The sequence below is a fragment of the Stutzerimonas chloritidismutans genome (genome assembly GCF_051486945.1).
In the GTDB taxonomy this organism is placed as follows: Bacteria; Pseudomonadota; Gammaproteobacteria; order Pseudomonadales; family Pseudomonadaceae; genus Stutzerimonas; species Stutzerimonas chloritidismutans_B.
Genome location: NZ_JAHVDX010000001.1, coordinates 683,057 through 700,505 on the forward strand (window position 1 = coordinate 683,057; position 17,449 = coordinate 700,505).

Annotated in this window: 12 protein-coding genes; 8 read left to right on the top strand and 4 right to left on the bottom strand. The window is 60.8% G+C overall.

What is annotated here, in order from left to right:
- Nucleotides 1-42: 42 nt before the first annotated feature.
- The gene (gene mtnA, locus KXR72_RS02985) at nt 43-1,119 is read right to left on the bottom strand and encodes an S-methyl-5-thioribose-1-phosphate isomerase (protein ID WP_437419636.1); all 1,077 of its coding nucleotides are present in this window, start codon (nt 1,117-1,119) and stop codon (nt 43-45) included.
- Between the two features lie 384 nt (nt 1,120-1,503).
- Here mtnA and KXR72_RS02990 point away from each other — a divergent pair, with 384 nt between their 5' ends.
- From KXR72_RS02990 to KXR72_RS03015, 6 genes are all read left to right on the top strand, one after another.
- A complete protein-coding gene (locus KXR72_RS02990; RefSeq protein WP_437419637.1) occupies nt 1,504-1,803 on the top strand; it encodes a DUF3649 domain-containing protein in 300 nt (99 codons plus the stop codon).
- Complete coding sequence (locus tag KXR72_RS02995) at nt 1,800-3,323, top strand: PepSY-associated TM helix domain-containing protein (protein WP_437419638.1); 1,524 nt, start codon at nt 1,800-1,802, stop codon at nt 3,321-3,323. Before KXR72_RS02990 ends, KXR72_RS02995 begins: the two co-directional genes overlap by 4 nt.
- On the top strand, nt 3,320-3,643 hold the full coding sequence (locus KXR72_RS03000; protein WP_437419639.1) for a DUF3325 domain-containing protein: 324 nt from the start codon (nt 3,320-3,322) through the stop codon (nt 3,641-3,643). Before KXR72_RS02995 ends, KXR72_RS03000 begins: the two co-directional genes overlap by 4 nt.
- Before the next feature lie 95 nt (nt 3,644-3,738).
- Complete coding sequence (imuA, locus tag KXR72_RS03005) at nt 3,739-4,359, top strand: translesion DNA synthesis-associated protein ImuA (RefSeq protein WP_437420364.1); 621 nt, start codon at nt 3,739-3,741, stop codon at nt 4,357-4,359.
- Nucleotides 4,360-4,361: 2 nt separating this feature from the next.
- Nucleotides 4,362-5,771, top strand: coding sequence for a Y-family DNA polymerase (locus KXR72_RS03010; protein ID WP_437419640.1), 1,410 nt, complete (start codon nt 4,362-4,364; stop codon nt 5,769-5,771).
- Nucleotides 5,747-8,845, top strand: coding sequence for an error-prone DNA polymerase (locus KXR72_RS03015; protein ID WP_437420365.1), 3,099 nt, complete (start codon nt 5,747-5,749; stop codon nt 8,843-8,845). Before KXR72_RS03010 ends, KXR72_RS03015 begins: the two co-directional genes overlap by 25 nt.
- A gap of 23 nt (nt 8,846-8,868) precedes the next feature.
- Here the strand turns inward: KXR72_RS03015 and KXR72_RS03020 are convergent, their stop codons facing one another.
- The gene (locus KXR72_RS03020; protein WP_437419641.1) at nt 8,869-11,100 is read right to left on the bottom strand and encodes a response regulator; all 2,232 of its coding nucleotides are present in this window, start codon (nt 11,098-11,100) and stop codon (nt 8,869-8,871) included.
- A gap of 750 nt (nt 11,101-11,850) precedes the next feature.
- Between KXR72_RS03020 and KXR72_RS03025 the strand changes: the two genes are divergently transcribed.
- Both KXR72_RS03025 and KXR72_RS03030 read left to right on the top strand, forming a co-directional pair.
- Nucleotides 11,851-14,562, top strand: a complete 2,712-nt coding sequence (locus KXR72_RS03025) for an AAA domain-containing protein (protein ID WP_437419642.1) — start codon at nt 11,851-11,853, stop codon at nt 14,560-14,562.
- A 424-nt stretch (nt 14,563-14,986) separates the two neighbouring features.
- Nucleotides 14,987-16,396 (top strand): tyrosine-type recombinase/integrase, encoded by a 1,410-nt coding sequence (locus KXR72_RS03030; protein WP_437419643.1) that lies wholly within the window; start codon nt 14,987-14,989, stop codon nt 16,394-16,396.
- Here the strand turns inward: KXR72_RS03030 and KXR72_RS03035 are convergent.
- Together KXR72_RS03035 and KXR72_RS03040 are read right to left on the bottom strand one after the other, a co-directional pair.
- Nucleotides 16,390-16,683, bottom strand: coding sequence for a type II toxin-antitoxin system RelE/ParE family toxin (locus KXR72_RS03035; protein ID WP_010953434.1), 294 nt, complete (start codon nt 16,681-16,683; stop codon nt 16,390-16,392). The two genes, KXR72_RS03030 and KXR72_RS03035, sit on opposite strands and share 7 nt — an antisense overlap.
- Nucleotides 16,671-16,943, bottom strand: coding sequence for a CopG family ribbon-helix-helix protein (locus tag KXR72_RS03040; RefSeq protein WP_437419644.1), 273 nt, complete (start codon nt 16,941-16,943; stop codon nt 16,671-16,673). Before KXR72_RS03040 ends, KXR72_RS03035 begins: the two co-directional genes overlap by 13 nt.
- Between the last annotated feature and the right edge of the window lie 506 nt (nt 16,944-17,449).

The following is a 17,449-nucleotide window of genomic DNA, read 5'->3' on the forward strand; positions in this document are numbered from 1 at the left end:
CATGTACGGCAGAGGCATGACGACTATGACGCAGGCAGGGCATCAATGCAGCCGCTTGCGACTCATGAGCGCCTCGAGCTTGGCCTTGCTGGGCCGCTCCACTACGCCTCTTTCAGTAACGATCACGTCGATGAGATCGGCTGGGGTCACGTCGAAGACCGGATTGAACGCCTCGACGTCGGCAGCGAAGCGCTGCCCGTTGACTTCGAGCAGTTCGCTACCGGCTCGCTCTTCGATGGGGATTTCCTCGCCGCTCTCCAGCTCCATATCGATCGTCGAGCTAGGCGCCACAACCATGAAGCGGACGCCATGATGCATGGCTAGCACCGCCAGTTGGTAGGTGCCGATCTTGTTCGCCACGTCACCATTGGCGGTGATTCGGTCCGCGCCTACGATGACCCAGGTGATACCCCGGCTTCTCATAAGGTGCGCCGCCGATGAGTCGGCGTTGAGGGTGACCGGTACTCCCTCACCCGCCAGCTCCCAGGCTGTCAAGCGCGAGCCCTGCAACCAAGGCCGTGTTTCATCGGCATAGACACGTTCGACCAGCCCTTCCAGATGCGCGGCACGAATCACGCCCAGCGCGGTACCGAAGCCACCGGTAGCCAGGCCACCGGTGTTGCAATGAGTGAGCAGGTTCTGCGGGTTGCCTTGGTGCTTGCGGATGATGTCCACGCCGTACTGCGCCATGGTCAGGTTGGCTTCGCGATCACTGGCGTGAATCGATACGGCGTGGGCTTCGGCGGCTGTGTAGGGATCCTCGCCCGGCTTGAGCCGGTCAAGACGCCCGCGCATCTGGTTCAGTGCCCAGAAAAGGCTGACGGCCGTGGGGCGGGAATTTGCCAGCAGCTGATAGTCGGCTTCCAATGCTGCTCGCCAGTCACCCCCTTCGGCCAGCCGGTCGCGCAACGCCAGTGTCAACCCATAGGCCGCACTGATGCCGATCGCTGAGGCTCCACGCACGGCCATGTCAGTGATAGCGGTCGCAACCGCGGCAACCGAATCATAGGTACTCCAGACCTCCCGCAGCGGCAGCTGGCGCTGGTCGAGCAAACGAAGTTGCCCCGCTTGCCATTCGATGGCCTTGACCTTTTCCGCGGCCAGCAAACGCTCACGCATAGCAATCCTCTGTATTAATCGGCAACGGCCCCGTCGCGAGGCCGAGAGACAAAGAAGCCCGGTCGCTTCCGAGCCGGGCTTCTCTGCTTGATGGAATCGGGACGGCGGCATGTGTTCGCCTTCGCACCGTTTTACCCGGGCGCGAATCCTAATCGACTGATTTTTTGAGTACAAGCAAGGTGCCGCGCCGCAGAGCCCAGGCTAGAAAGTGGTTGGCGCTCAATTGAATGATTACAAATAATAAAAATTCCCATTAACATGCTTGCCTTGACCACGGAAGGCTGCCGCCTCAATGAAGCGGGCGGACCTCTCACCCTGCACCCCGGCATCGGCGCTAGCAACGTAACGACCGCCAAGGCCGCTTTCGCCTGAGGAACTCATGCGATGAACCTGACCCTGTCACAGCAACGAGGACTGGACCTGGCCGGCCGAATTACCGCTGCCCTGTTCGGCGGCTATGCATTGGCCTTTGGCGTCACGGCCTTTCTAACCGTCTATCTACCGCTGTCACGGCCGGACCGGGTGGTGACCGCAAGCCTGCTGTGCTTCGCCGTCTGGGTCGCCGCCGTCATCTATGCATTTGCCGCCCGCAGCGCCTGGCGAGCCTGGCTCTGGCTGGCGCTGCTGGCCTTGTCGCTTGGCCTGCTCGCTTACCTGCCCACCGAACTGAGGACTCGCCCATGAATCTGCGTCAATCCATGGCCGGCCTGCATACATGGGGCGGTCTGCTACCCAGCTGGCTGCTGTTCGTGATTCTCTTCGCCGGCACCCTGGCCTGTTTCGACAAGGAGCTGGAGCGTTGGATGCGTCCAGCGCTTCACTCACCTGCCGCTGCTGCCAGCAGCCTCGACGCCGACCACGTCAAGCAATGGCTCGAAACCCATGTCAAAGAACAACTGCATGCCTATTGGCTGCACGGACCGACAGAACGTGAACCTTACTGGCGGCTGGGCTGGGAAGAGGACGGCACCGGCAAGCGTGGTCGAGTCGTTTTCGACCCAGCGAGCGGTGAGCCAATGCCGGAGACGCTGGGCGGCGAGTTTTTCTTCACCCTTCATTACAACCTGCATGCCGGCCAAGCGGGCATGTACATCGTCGGCCTGGCCGGAATGTTCATGTTGGTGGCGCTGGTTTCGGGCGTCATCGTTCATCGAAGGATATTCAAGGATTTCTTCACGCTGCGGCCCCAGGCCAACGGCCAGCGGGCCTGGCTCGATGCGCACAACCTCTTCGGCGTCATCGGCCTGCCCTTTCACCTGATCCTGGCGTACACCGGCGTCGCCGTGTTCGTGGCTTCCTATATGCCCGCTGGCGCGCTCATGGCCTATGACGGCAATCCACTGACCTTCTATGAAGAAGTCCAAGGTGGCTACCACCGCAACGAGCTGGAGCAACCAGCAGGCACGCTGACCTCCATCGACGGGTTGCTCCGCGACGCGCGTCAGCGCTGGGAAGGCGGCGAGCCGGGCTGGATCATCGTCGAACACCCCTTCGACGCTTCCGCTGTTGTCAGCATTCGCCAGCTGGACCCCTCTCGCATCGGCTCGCCGCAGGACGCGCTTCACTATGACGCCTTCACCGGCGAACTGCTTCACCAACAGCAGGCCCCCGCCGCCTACGAGGCTTACACCTGGCTAGTCGGCCTGCACATGGCCCAGTTCGGCGGGCAAATCGTCCGGGTGCTTTATGGCCTGCTTGGCCTGGCTGGCTGCGCGATGCTGATCGCCGGCTCGGCCGTCTGGCTGCGCAAGCGCGAAGCACGGCAATCCAAGGGCTTGAGCGTAGTCCGGGCACTCAACGGGGCGGTGTACTTCGGTTTGCCAATAGCCTCCCTGGTTCTGCTCTGGGCCAATCGCCTACTACCCGATGACATGCCCTCGCGGGCGGCAACCGAAGCCTGGTGCTTCGCACTGAGCTGGGTGGCAGTCGCCGCGTTTGCCGTGCTGCGTGCTGGCCACCCGACCCAGCTACAACGCCAACTGTTCTGCCTGATGGCCGTGCTGGCGCTAGGGCTGCCTGCGCTGGGCGGCCTGTTCACACCAAATGGTCACGTGCTTGCCAGCCTTGGGAGAGGAGACGCTGCGCTGGCTGGTATCGATCTGGTACTGCTCGGCACCGGCGTGCTCTGCGCCTGGCGGGCCTGCGCCCGACCGGCTGAACAGCGCCTGCGTGCCGCTCGCCGCGTCCAGGAGGTGTCGCCATGATCCTGCTGACCTTTCCGGTGGCGTACGTAGCCATGATTGCGCTCTGCCTGGCGATACCACGCCATCATCGCCAGTTGTTCGATACAGCGCCGCAGCCCAACCGACAGCGCGGTCTACGACTGCTGGCACTTGCGCTCTTGGCGGCGACAACCGCGCTCAACGTGGCGTCGCTGGGGTGGGCGATCGGGCTGGTCATCGCCTTGGCACAGTTGATGTGTGCCGGCCTGCTCGTCGGTCTGACGCTTGCCTGGCGTGAGCGCCTGCTGCTGCCTACCGGTGCCGTACTCAGCCTTGCCGGCGCGGTGATCGCGCTGATCTGAACGGAGCGCAACACTTCATCACCTCGACTTGACCACGGCGCGAGCAAAGCAGAATACTGTACGAACATACAGTATCCATGGATTTGCTGTCTGCCATGTCCACCGTCGTTTCCCTCGATCGCCTGCTCGACGCCCGCCAACTCTGGCGCGGCCAGCAGCACAACACCGCCGCGACCAGCCACCAGCCAACGGGGCATGCGGCACTGGACGCGGCGTTGCCCGGCGGGGGCTGGCCAGACGCCGCACTGAGTGAGCTGCTGATTGCCACGCCTGGGCTCGGTGAGTTGCAGCTGCTCTGGCCGACCCTAGCCCGCCTGACCGCTGCCGGCGAGCGCGTCATGCTGATCGCACCACCTCATATCCCCTTCCCTCCAGCCTGGCTTGCCGCTGGAGTTGATTTGCGCCAGATCGGTCTCGTGCGCGCCTCGGGTCGGGAGGCCCTGTGGGCGGCTGAGCAATGCGTGCGCTCAGGCAGTTGTGGTGCGGTCTTGTGCTGGCCGCAACAGGCCGATGATCGCTCGCTGAGACGGCTGCAGGTCGCCGCCGAAACGGGCCAAACGCTGGCCTTCGCCTATCGCCCGCTGCGTGATGCCGTTAACCCATCCCCGGCAGCGTTGCGCCTGGCCATCGAAGGCCACCCGACGCAATTACGAATTCTCAAATGCCGCGGCGGGCTGGCGCCGGTACAGCCGATTCCGGCTTCAGGATGGCATTGAGCATGTGGGCCTGCATCCTGCTGCCACAATTGGCCATGGACGGCGTATTGCGCACACGCGCCGAACGAGAATCACCACTGGCCTTGCTCAGCGGTACCGCACAGCGTCGCCTGCTGCATGCTGTCAATCCCGCCGCCCGTGCACTTGGCCTCAAACCCGGCCAACCACTCGCTGCGGCGCTCGCGTTGACGCGCGATTTCGCCATGGTCGAATACGACCTGGCAGCGGTTGAATCCTGGCAGCAACTACTGGCCGCCTGGGCCTATGGCTACAGTTCGCAAGTCAGCCTGCATTTTCCGCGCTGCCTGCTGCTTGAGGTGCACTCCAGTTTCGGCCTGTTCGGCCCCTGGCCACGATTCGAGGCCCGCCTGCGCGGCGAACTGGAGCAACTGGGGTTTCGCCATCGCATCTGCTTGGCACCCAACCCGGCTGCAGCTCGCGCACTCGTCAATGCACATGACGGCCTGGCAGTGACCGAAGCCTCCCAACTGCACGAGGTGCTCGGGCAGATGCCTATCGAGCGCATCGGCCTGCCACGTGAGACAGCTACGGCATTGTCCCGAATGGGTGTGCGGACGCTGCAGCAAGCCCTGGCGTTGCCCCGCGACAGCTTGGCAAAGCGCGCCTCCACCGGCGTGCTGATGCACATCGACACCTTGCTTGGCCAGCGCCCGCTGCTTCTCGAGTTCTACCGGCCGCCGGACGTCTTCGACACACGCATCGAACTGAACTTCGAGGTCGAGTCCAACCAGGCATTGCTGTTTCCCTTGCGAAGGTTGACTGCGGATCTGGCCGCGTTTCTCTCAGGGCGCGACTGCGGTGTACAGCGTTTCAGCCTGTATCTGGAGCATCGCAATCTGCCCGACAGCGAAGTGCCGGTCGGCCTGCTCAGCGCCGAACGTGAATCCGCCATGCTGTTCGAGCTGACCCGGGGTCGCCTCGAGCACCTGCAACTGCCCGCGCCGGTGCTCGCCGTCCGCCTGCTGGCTCAAGACCTACCGCGCTTCACACCCGTCCATCAGCCGTTATTCGATGAGCGCCCCCAGCAGAACCTGCCCTGGGAGCAACTGCGTGAACGCCTGCGGGCGCGGCTGGGTGATAACGCCGTGGTCCCCTTGAGCGCCCGTGCGGATCATCGCCCCGAATGCGCTTGGCAGGAACGCACCCTCCTTCGCCCCGAACCGCTGCCGAGCCAAGGGCCACGACCAGGTTGGTTACTGCACAAGCCTCAGCCGCTACGAGAAGAAGGCTTGCGCATCCTGGCCGGCCCCGAGCGCATCGAGTCCGGCTGGTGGGACGGTGCCGATGCGCGGCGCGACTATTACCTCGTATTGACTTCCTCCGGCCAACGCGGCTGGGCGTTTCGCCCAGTCACCGGCGGCCCGCTATTGCTGCACGGCTGGTTCGCATGAACACCGAATACGCCGAGCTGCATTGCCTGTCCAACTTCAGTTTCCAGCGCGGCGCCTCCAGTGCGCGCGAGCTGTTCGATCGCGCCGCGCGCCAGGGTTACCGAGCCCTGGCGATCACCGATGAATGCACACTGGCCGGCATCGTGCGCGCCTGGCAGGCATCGAAAGACACCGGATTGCCACTGATCATCGGCAGTGAAGTCCAGATCGAGGGCGGCCCGAAGCTAGTACTGCTCGTGGAAAACCTGACGGGTTATCAGGCCCTGTGCCGCTTGATCACCCGTGCCCGTCGCCGTGCCGAGAAGGGCCGCTACCAGGCCCTTTGGGAAGACCTGGACGAAATGGGCGAAGGCGGACTCGCGATCTGGCTCCCCATGGACAAGAAAGCCGATGCTGAAGGCCAGCGGCTATATGAGCGGTTCGGTGAACGCCTGTGGCTGGGCATCGAACTGCACCGAGGCCCGGACGATGCGCGACACCTTGAACACTGGCAGGCCCTGGCCAGACGCTTGCGCATACCTGCCGTGGCCTGTGGCGATGTTCACATGCATGCTCGCGGTCGCCGCGCGCTACAGGATTGCATGACAGCCATCCGTCACCATCTGCCGGTGGCCGAAGCCGGATGTCACCTCTTTCCCAACGGCGAACGCCATCTACGCCCGCGTGACGAACTGGCCCAGCTCTACCCGCCCGAATTGCTGGCCGAAACGCTGCGCATCAGCGAGCGCTGCCATTTTCAGCTGAATCAACTGAAGTACCAGTACCCTCATGAACTGGTACCACCCGGCCACGACACCCGCTCCTGGCTGCGCAAACTCGTCGAGGATGGAGCACTCTGGCGATGGCCGGACGGCCTTTCGGAAAAGGCCCGCGCTCAGCTCGAACATGAACTCGAGCTGATTACCGACCTGAACTACGAAAGCTACTTTTTGACCGTTCATGACATTGTCCGCTTCGCCCGTGAGCGCGGCATTCTCTGTCAGGGTCGAGGCTCGGCGGCCAATTCGAGTGTGTGTTTCGTGCTCGGCATCACCGAGCTCGACCCCATGCGCAGCCGGCTGTTATTCGAACGCTTCCTCTCGCGTGAGCGCAAGGAACCGCCGGACATCGATGTCGACTTCGAGCACGACCGGCGAGAAGAGGTCATTCAGTACGTTTTTCGCCGTTACGGCCGAAACCGCGCCGCCCTGACCGCTGTCGCCAGCAGCTACCGCGCCACCGGTGCCATACGCGATGTTGCCAAAGCCCTGGGCTTGCCGCCGGACCAAATCAATGCGCTGGCAGGATGTTGCGGCCGCTGGAGCGAGGACATACCCGCTAACACGCGATTGATCGAGGCGGGCTTCGATCCGGACAGCCCAGTCCTGCGCCGGGTGCTGGTGCTGACCAGGGAGCTGATCGGATTTCCACGTCACCTTTCTCAGCACCCCGGTGGTTTCGTGATCTCCGAGCACCCACTGGACACACTGGTGCCGGTCGAGAACGCCAGCATGGCCGATCGTACGGTTATTCAGTGGGACAAGGACGATCTGGACCAGGTCGGCCTGCTGAAGGTGGATGTACTTGCGCTGGGCATGCTCAGCGCCATACGACGCTGCTTCGACCTGATCGAACGCTATCGTGGCACCCGATGGACGCTTGCCACACTGCCCGCGGATGACCGTCAAACCTACGACATGATCAGCCGGGCGGACACTATCGGCGTTTTCCAGATCGAATCCCGCGCGCAAATGGCGATGCTGCCGCGCCTGCGACCGAAGACCTTCTACGACCTGGTTATTCAGGTCGCCATCGTGCGTCCTGGCCCGATACAGGGCGATATGGTTCACCCCTATTTACGGCGGCGCAACAACGAAGAGAAGGTGGTCTACCCCTCCGAAGAACTGCAACCGGTGTTCGAGCGAACCCTCGGCGTGCCGCTGTTCCAGGAGCAGGTGATGGAACTGGCCATCGTCGCAGCCAAATACACACCGGACGAGGCCGACCAGCTGCGCCGAGCAATGGCCGCCTGGAAGCGCCACGGCAGCCTCGAACCCCACCGCATCCGGCTCAGCCAACGCATGCTTGCGCGAGGCTACGACGAAGCATTCATCGCGCGGATCTTCGAACAGATCAAGGGCTTCGGCAGCTATGGCTTTCCCGAATCACACGCCGCGAGCTTCGCCCTGCTGACCTATGCCAGTTGCTGGCTCAAGCGCCACGAACCCGCCGCATTTGCCTGCGCCCTGATCAATAGCTGGCCAATGGGCTTCTATAACCCCGACCAAGTGCTACAGGACGCCCGACGCCATGGTTTGGATATCCGCCCCGTGGACGTCCGTCATAGCGGCTGGGACTGCAGTCTCGAGCCATGTGGCCAGGCACAACCTGCCATTCGCCTGGGGTTGCGTCTAGTGCGCGGGCTTCGTGAAGCCGATGCTCGCCGCATCGAGGCCGCACGTGAACATCAGCCCTTTGTGGACATCCCTGATCTCTGCCTGCGCACCGGCCTCGAAGCGCGCGCCCGCGAACAGCTTGCCGATGCTGGGGCCTTACGTGGTTTGGCTGGTCACCGGCACCGGGCCCGCTGGGTCATCGCTGGCGTAGAGCCGCAGCTGCCCCTGTTCTCCGGCTTGCCCACCCCAGTAGAAGCATCCATCACCCTGCCTTTGCCTTCGGCCGGTGAGGACTTGCTCAACGATTACGCCACCCTCGGCACCACGCTCGGCCCTCACCCCTTGCTCATGCTGCGGGACCAACTGAACGCCAGACGTTGCCGCAGCTCACAGGAGCTGGCCATGATCGAGCATGGTCGCCCGGTTAGCGTGGCCGGTCTTGTCATCGGGCGGCAGCGCCCGCAAACCGCCAGTGGTGTCATCTTCGTCACGCTCGAAGACGAATTCGGCATGGTCAACGTCATAGTCTGGCGCGACCTGGCCGAACGCCAACGGCGCCCGCTGATCCAGTCGCGACTGCTTCGTGTCGATGGGCACCTGGAGTCTGCCAGCGGCGTTCGGCATGTCATCGCAGGCCGCCTGAGCGACCTCACACCTCTGCTGACCGGGCTAGATGTCCGCAGCCGGGATTTCCAATAGCAGCCAGCCGCCGCTGCGGCGATCTAACTAGGAGTGGCCGCCCCGCCCTGCCGCCCTGTATTCGCGATGTCACGAAGCGCTGCGGCCAACACCTCGATATCGAAAGGCTTGGCCAGGACTTTGAAGCCGTGCTCCCCTGGTGCCCGCTCGGTATAGCCGGTCGCCAGCAGGATCGGCATGTCCGGGAACAGCGCGCGCACCGTTTGTGCCAGCCCGACTCCATCCATACTCCCGGGCATGAGGATGTCCGAGAACAGCACGTCGATTTCCGGCTGGTTGGCCGCATCGAACCGCGCAAGAGCCGCATCCGCATCTCCCGCTACTTCGACACGATAACCAAGCTGTTCGAGCATCGGCGCCACCACGTCCCGCACTTCGGCGTCATCATCCACGAGCAGCACGCGGGCAGTGCCCGTCATAGGCGTTTCAGCCTCGCAAGGCAGGTCTCGCACTTCATCCTTGTCGACCCAAGGCAACCACACCGAAACGCGCGTGCCTCGTGCCAACTCGCTCTGAATCGTCACGGCGCCGCTCGATTGCCGCGCGAAACCGTAAACCTGTGCAAGCCCGAGGCCGGTCCCTTCCCCGACGCCCTTGGTGGTGAAGAACGGTTCGAACGCCTTGGCGATCACATCCTTCGTCATGCCTTGCCCGGTATCGGTCAGGCTGAGCTCGATGTAGGGGCCTTCCGCTAAGCCCTGCTCATTACCGACTTCAAGCCGGGCAGCCACCAGCCCGATGGTCAGGCACCCACCATCAGGCATCGCATCGCGAGCATTCAGCGCGATGTTCAGAATGGCCAGCTCGCACTGCAACGGATCGACGACCGTCGGCCAGCCCCCTTCAGGTAAATGCAGGACCGTCTGCACGCGACGCGGCAAGGCACCGTTGAGCAGCTCGCTCATGCCCAGAATAAGGTCTCGTAAATCGACAGGCTTGGCCTCATCGGCCCGGTTACGGCTAAAGGTCATCAGCTGGCGAGTCAGCTGAGTGCCCCGCGTGACGGAGCGCTGACACGACTCCAACGCACGCTTTACCCGCTCGTTCGTGGACAGCATGTAGGCCAACTGAAGCCCCATGTTCATGCTTTGCAGCAGGTTGTTGAAATCATGCGCAATGCCACCGGTCAGCCGTCCCAGCGCTTCGAGCTTTTGCCCCTGCAACAGCGCCTGGTGCGAACGTTCCGCCTGGCCCAACGCCTCGGCAACCCGCTCGGCCATTTCCGCATTGGCGCGATGAATCTTCTGACTCGCATCAGCCAGCACCCAAGCCGTTCTGTCCGTTTCCGTCATTCCCGTCGGAGGGGCATCTACCCGTTCCCCGCGTGCCAATGCCTGTGCCGCTCGATCCAGCTGCCCGAGCGGCCGAGTGATCGTTCGTCCGACCATAAAGGCGAGCGCTAACGCCAAGCCCAGAACCAGCATGAAACCGACCAGCACGGCACCAAGCGGGGCCAACGCATTCTGCAGTAACTCATGACGCGGTATTGCGATCAGCACCGTCCAGCCGGATTTGCCGCCTCGACTGAAGAACGTCACGACCTCCACACCATCACGGGTCACCGACTCGGTGGCACCGCCGCCAGCCGGCTGTGCAACAAGCTCCTTGCGAATATGTTCGCTGGCACGCTCGCCAATATGCGCCGCCGGATCGCGTGTACGCGCCACGATCCGATACTGGCTGTCCAGCACGACGCCAAGCCAACGTTCAGGCAATCCTTGCTCGACCAGCACCGCGCCCAACTGTGCCGCAGAGAATTCCATCGAGAGGTAGTAAACGACACGGCCATTCCGCATCACCGGGGTATGTATAGCGAAGGCAAGCGAGCCATCGTCCGGATCGGTATACAACGGGCTGACATCCATACCCGCGCTGGGAAGCAACCGCGGCAGGCTCGGCGGCATCGGCAATGGCGCCCCAAAAGGTTGACGGGTGTCCATCAAAGGAATGCCGTCGAGATCGAATACCGTCACGCTGGAGCCCAACGGCTCCACTGCTTCGCGTACTCGCGCATGGAAGGTCGCCAGGTTGCCTTGAACCAGGCCCGGCGAAATCGCGATCGTCGAGGCGATTGCCTCATAACGCGCCAGATCCCGATCTACCGCCAGCGCTACCGCCCGGGTCGTCTCCTGCATGCTGGCCGAAACCCGCTTCCACTGCGATTGATAAACCGAGTAGGTGATGAACAACGCAAATAGCAAGGTCGGCAGCAGAATGGCCAGGACCAACCAAACAAGACGGCGGCGAATTGACAAAACGAAAGGCCCGTATCGGATTAGCGCAGCGAATGAAGACTGCCAACACAGCCCCATCACGACGCGATCGGCTTGCCCTTTAGCCTGGGCAAAGTGGCGACCAGCGCGAGATATTGCGGCCTGCGCACTCATTCAAGCCAGCCAAGACACCTTGGTCAACCGCAACAGGCTCAACGGTAAAGCGCCGCTACCGGGCTAAGCCAGTGGGAGTGACTTCCTAACTAAGAAACGCCTGACGGACATTAAAACTGGCAACAGCCCGAATAGGCGCGTTTTGAAATTCACATTGGCTCAGGAAGAGTGAATCGAACACTCGAAGCTATAGCACGCTCAGTTTGGAGCCTAGTTGCCATCACTGAATGCGCGAAATAAAACGGGGAAGATATATGGCATGGAGTGCATTCCAAAAGTGCAGCGAAACGCACCGTTTGGCAGGGCAACGCGGCAAATCGATCTGCCCGTCTGCAAACCTCTGCTTTCAGCAAAAGCGACCGATGCTTTCTTAGCTGAAAGGTTGTTCTGCAAAGCTCGGGGTGCTTAGGTCACTTGGCACACCTCGCCCGTTTCGGCTTGGAGTCGAAGAGCCTCCTACATTCAACAGGTATAGAAGCTAGGCTGATGAACTACTGCAGGGCTGCCTATCGGCTCTATACGTCATGAGGGCAAGATGACTCTTCTTGGTGATTTAGCGAAACTCGATGTTCGCCGTCAGGCGCAGCCGGATGTCATCCGCACATGAATAAGAGATGTATGGTTTCGATTCAGATGGGTGGTGAGGACAAGACTGCGAAAATTAGTGACTGGTCGATCCGCTGGAGCGACAAGTACGAAACCCTGCAGTTAACGTGTTGCTACCCTTCCAAGAAAACTTATACGCGTCCACTTAGCGACTGTCGGGTTTCGCCCACCCGCGAGTTAGGTGAGATGTTGTTGACCAAGCCCGGCAGCACGATAGTCAAGCCTATTGCCAAAGCTACGATCTACGGCGAGCGATATGCGGTCGTGCACTATCCAGATGCCGAAAAGCCCTATGTCTATAAGACAGAGGGCATCGGTTTTGCCGCGCCAACCGCAATGAAGGATTCGCCAGTCTTTCGATATTTCTTAGCCGTGGCGAATGCCCGGAAGGATCGCGCCGAGTCAAGGACCGAGCGTGAGATTGCCGCGAATGTAGTGCGCCAACTGGAAAAACTACCCGCCAGTGCCGACACCGCATTGCAGGCCTACTGTACCGGGCGCAATGGCACGCTGGCGCTGGGTCAGGGGCTGATCTATCCGTTCGGTCTGAACGAGAGTCAGCTCGCGGCAGTCGAGCAAGCCTTTCGCGCACAGGTCAGCGTGATCGAGGGCCCACCGGGGACGGGCAAGACCCAGACCATCCTCAACATCCTCACCAATATCCTGCTGCGTAGACAGACGGTTGCCGTGCTGTCCAACAATAATGCGGCGGTGGAAAACGTCTACGAGAAGCTGGAGAAATGCGGCCTGGGCCATCTGATCGCCAAACTCGGCAATCAAGACAACCGCAAGGGCTTCTTTGCAGATCTGCCGCCTTGGCCTTTGAGCGAGCCCGAACCCGCACCGTCGTTGGAAGAGATTCAAATTTTGCTGGGCCGCTTGAAGCAACACTTGCGCGACCACAATCGGGCGGCGCAACTGCAGGCCAAGCTCGATGAGCTAGCAATCGAGCGACGCCACTTGCAGCAGTGGCTGGCAGACAGCGGCATACAGGCTGCCAACTCACTGGATAAGTACAGACTGTCGCCGCGCAAGACAGCAGACCTAATGGCCTACCTGGCCTATCTCGGTGAGCAACGCATCCGCCTCAAGGATCGCGTCGAGCTGCTGTTCAACTTCAGGATTTTCCGCGCCAAACCATTCGCCCAGGGCGATGCGCGCCTGTCCGTCTTTCATGCCCTGCAACTGCATTACTACGACAAGGCGGTGCAAGACACGACAGCAGAGCTGCAGGTGTGCCGCGAATCGCTGGCACGGGGAAATTTCACGGCCCTGCTAGATGAACTGAAAACGGCGTCGATGCGTCATCTTAAGCAGCAACTACAACGCCAGACGCCGCCGTCGAACAGCTTCGATGCCAACACGTACCGCCAACGGTTCGATGCCTTCGTGAAGCGCTTCCCGATCCTCGGCAGCGGCACGCACTCCATCGTCAATTCGATCGCGCCGGGGGCAATCCTTGACTACGTGGTCATCGACGAAGCCTCGCTGCAAGACATCGTGCCGGGCATTCTAGCGCTGGGCTGCGCGAGAAATCTGATCATCGTCGGCGACAACCGCCAGTTGGCACATATTCCCGCGGCAGTGGGCCTCAAGGCACCCGCCGATGCCTACGACTGCGAGCGCTACAGCCTCCTCGACTCGTGCATTGGCGTGTTCAAGGAAGCGCTTCCCAGAACCCTGCTGAAAGAGCATTACCGCTGCCATCCCAGGATCATTCAGTTCTGCAACCAACAGTTCTATAACAACGCACGGGTGCCGATGACCGAGGACAAGGGCGAAGCGCCACTGCGTCTGGTGGTGACCGCCAAGGGCAATCACACCCGCCAAAACGTCAACCTGCGCGAGCTGGACTCTCTGCTCAAGCTGCTTGAGAACGAGGGAGAGCCGGTCGGACTGGACGGCGACGGGCGCGGCTTCATCGCGCCGTTCCGGGCACAAGTAAACCTCTCCGGCACGCACCTGCCAGCGGATTTCGTCAGAGACACCGTGCACAAGTTCCAGGGCCGAGAGTGCGACGAGATTGTTTTCTCCACCGTGTTGGACAAGAAACGCTACAACCAAGAGCGTAAACGTCTGGATTTTGTCGATGACCCTCGCATGATCAATGTGGCGGTATCGCGCGCCAAGCACCGCTTCACGCTGGTAACGGGCGATGAAGTATTTACCGCCAATAACGGCCACATCGCGGCCCTGATGCGCTATATCAGTTATTACGCGCAGGACGAGCAAATCGTGCATGCCCCTGTGGTATCGGCCTTTGACTTGCTGTATCGGGAGTTTGACCTGTCTCTGGCGCGCTTGGATGCCCGCCTGCGGCTTGGTGACTCACGCTACAAGTCCGAGCAGATCGTGGCGCAACTGTTGCGCGAGGTGCTGTCCGCTCCGGCGTACCGGCCGTTGATGTACCACGCGCAGATCAAGCTGGATCAGATCGCATCGCCAATTAGTCAGGATTGGACCGACCGTGAGCGGGCCTTCATGGCGCGCGCCAGTTGTGATTTCGTGATTTATTTCAAAGTAGGTAAAACCCCGGTGGGGGTGATCGACGTCGATGGCGGCTCCCACGATCGGCCCGACCAGGCGGCGCGGGACGCTATAAAGAATGGCGTCCTAGCGAAAAGCGGCATCCCCATTCTGCGCCTGCGCACGGTCGAGAGCCGCATCGCGGAAAGAATCGGTGCATTTGTTGCCCAGTGGGCCAGCCCAACGCCCGGAGCGTGAGGCAGGACCGACCCGCCCAGATCGCAGCGGCGACACCTTCGCCCTTGCCTAGACAGGCTACCGTGCAGCGCCACAGCACCGCATTGAACATGCAGCGGAACAAATATAGGGGATGGGTCCCCCTATGTGCCCCATGCGCAAAACGAAAAAGGCCCGTTCATTCCTGAACGGGCCTAAATCGTATAGTTTTGGTCGGGACGGAGTGATTCGAACACTCGACCCCTTGCACCCCATGCGCTTATTTGGTGGATTCCAATAGATCCTATCGGACACTGACGGACAAGCTTAAGCCTAGTAAATACGGGGCTTACAGGCTAATATCACATCCCATAGCGTCCAATACCGTCCACCACCAGCCACGCAGTTCGGTGGGGCAAAAGTGGGGCAAAATTCGTAGTCAACCGAATCAAGCAAGGGGTAGAGAGTGGCAAAGCTGACAGCGAAACAGTTGGAGGCACTAACCGCAGCCGACGATGGCAAGACACTTCGCGAGGATGGCGGCCTTGTCGCCAAAGTCCGCGCCGGTATTCGCGGAGTCACTGTCCTGTTTCGCTATGAGTTCAAACTGGACGGAGTCAAACGCGACCACCGCCTGGGTAGCTGGCCGAAAAAGTCTCTGGCTCAGATTCGCGCCGATCGTGATGAGGTTAGAGCGACGGCCGCAAAAGGCATCGATCCAACCGCTGCTCGCAAAGCTTCCAAGATAGAAGCTCAAGCCGCAGTAGCAGCGACCATCGCCGAAGCCGAACGCCAAGCGGCCGAAAACAAGACGGTGGCGGACCTCTTCGACGAATGGATTCGCGACGGCGTCTCCCGCCAGGATGGCAATGCCGAACTGACCCGCAGCTTCAAGAAAGATGTCCTACCGCTGATTGGCAAGAAACCACTGCGCCACCTGACCGAAAAGGATCTACTCGCGGTGCTGCGCTCAGTCAAAGCCCGTGGCCTGAACCGCACCGTCGTTATCCGCAACAACGACATTGGCCAGATGCTCCGCTGGGGTGAGAAACGCAAACCCTGGCGAGGCCTGATGACTGACGGCAATCCAGCCGATCTTATAGATGTCAGCAAGCTGCTCGATCACGATTATGAAGAACAACGCGACCGCCTGCTCTCCCCCGACGAGATTCGCGAGCTGCGTGACATCCTCGAACGCCTAGAGAAAGACTACGAAGAGCTTCCCGCTGGCCAGAAGTATTCCGGCATTCGCCCGGTCAACACGCGAGTCCAGTGCGCTCTGTGGATCTGCCTGAGCACCCTATGTCGTATCGGCGAACTGCTTAAGGCCGAGTGGCGCTACCTGGACCTGAAGAAAGGCACCTGGTTCATCCCTGCCGAGGCTACCAAAGGCCATAAAGGCAAACGTCAGGATCACCATGTGTTCCTATCAGCTTTTTCCATCGCGCAGTTCCAGCGACTGCAGAAAGAAACCGGTAATACACCGTTCTGCTTCCCCAGCAAGGACGGTAAAAGCCACGTTGATACCAAGACTGTCAGCAAGCTAATCGGAGACCGGCAGTGCCGGTTCAAAAACCGTACCAAGCCTTTGGCTGGCCGACATCATGACGACTCACTGGTACTGAGCAAGGGCATAAAGGGCGAATGGACACCACACGACCTGCGTCGCACAGGTGCAACCATGATGCAGGAGCTCGGTGTCACGCTGGAAATCATTGATCGCTGCCAGAACCACCTGCTGGGTGGCTCCAAGGTACGCCGGCATTACCTGCACCACGATTACGCCAAGGAAAAGACCGAAGCATGGCGGTTATTGGGAGAGAGGCTGGAGTCGATTCTTGCCGGGAGCCCGAAAGCTGCTGTCCAGCCTCAGTAGCCAGCTTCTTTTTGATGGCGAAAGGCCAAGACATAGGCGGTGTCATCTGCGCGCTCATAGCGGTACAACGCGACGTAACCTGAGTCACCAAACTCAATGATGAGCTCACGCAGCTCTGGCAGATCTGGAAATGGACGCCCTACTTCCGGACTTTCCTCCAATCGAGCGAATTGGCGCTCGATTGCTTGTGCAGCACGGCGCGCGACCTGCGGATCTTTATCGGAGAGAAATCGCCGGCAACGCTCCAGGCCCTTCGCCGCGCCTTCCGTGACGATCAGTCGTGGCACTTGGGCAACTCTGCCTCAGTATCTGTACCCCAGCTACCGAGCCAGGTCCGAGCTTCTTGGCTGGTCAAATGCCGTCCGGTTTCCTGATACGCCGCCCACGATGCCAGGGCTTCCTGCTTGAAGCTCTCACGGGCCTCCTCACGCTCGACGTACTGGGTGATTGCCTCGCGCATGATCCAGTGAGACGAGCGCTGGCGTTGGCTCGCCAACTGCTGAATGCGGCCTTTTAGCTTGTCATCAATTTTGATTGAAGTGGCCATGGTTAGCCCTCTTTATCTAAAGGTATTACCTTTCAATAAGGTAGCAGCAGTCGTGAAAGCTGTCTATCCGATGCTCACAAACAGATCACGATGCTGGAGGTTCGGCCGGGTCACTCGCACCGGTATAGCTGAGTCATCTTCAGGATCTTGGTACGAGCGCTTTCATTAAACTTAAACCAGACGGCGCCCCCCGAAAGGGGCAGTTTCAGCCTCGAAACCGGCAATGCGTGAATCCACGCAGTGCAGCGGATACTTCGCTGGCCAACGAGCCGGGAATCATGAACGCTGCTAACACGCTGCGCGATTCAAAAATATTTCAGACCTTTATTACCCATGGGAAGACGAGCACGAAAGGCTCGTTTCTACCTCTGGGTATCCTCTTTTGAACAGGAGTCTGAATGATGAGTATTTGCTGTCCTTCCTGCGGTTCTCTTCGAGTTGTAGCGCGCAATCATGGTCGGAAAGTCGGGGGCGCTATTGGTGCCGTTGGCGGCACGGCGAGCGGA

Excerpts from the sequence above, each read along its gene's own strand:
- KXR72_RS03025 (WP_437419642.1), top strand. The coding sequence starts at position 11,851 with ATGGTTTCGATTCAGATGGGTGGTGAGGACAAGACTGCGAAAATTAGT.
- KXR72_RS02990 (WP_437419637.1), top strand. The coding sequence starts at position 1,504 with ATGAACCTGACCCTGTCACAGCAACGAGGACTGGACCTGGCCGGCCGA.
- mtnA (WP_437419636.1), bottom strand. The coding sequence starts at position 1,119 with ATGCGTGAGCGTTTGCTGGCCGCGGAAAAGGTCAAGGCCATCGAATGG.
- imuA (WP_437420364.1), top strand. The coding sequence starts at position 3,739 with ATGTCCACCGTCGTTTCCCTCGATCGCCTGCTCGACGCCCGCCAACTC.
- KXR72_RS03000 (WP_437419639.1), top strand. The coding sequence starts at position 3,320 with ATGATCCTGCTGACCTTTCCGGTGGCGTACGTAGCCATGATTGCGCTC.
- KXR72_RS03010 (WP_437419640.1), top strand. The coding sequence starts at position 4,362 with ATGTGGGCCTGCATCCTGCTGCCACAATTGGCCATGGACGGCGTATTG.
- KXR72_RS02995 (WP_437419638.1), top strand. The coding sequence starts at position 1,800 with ATGAATCTGCGTCAATCCATGGCCGGCCTGCATACATGGGGCGGTCTG.
- KXR72_RS03040 (WP_437419644.1), bottom strand. The coding sequence starts at position 16,943 with ATGGCCACTTCAATCAAAATTGATGACAAGCTAAAAGGCCGCATTCAG.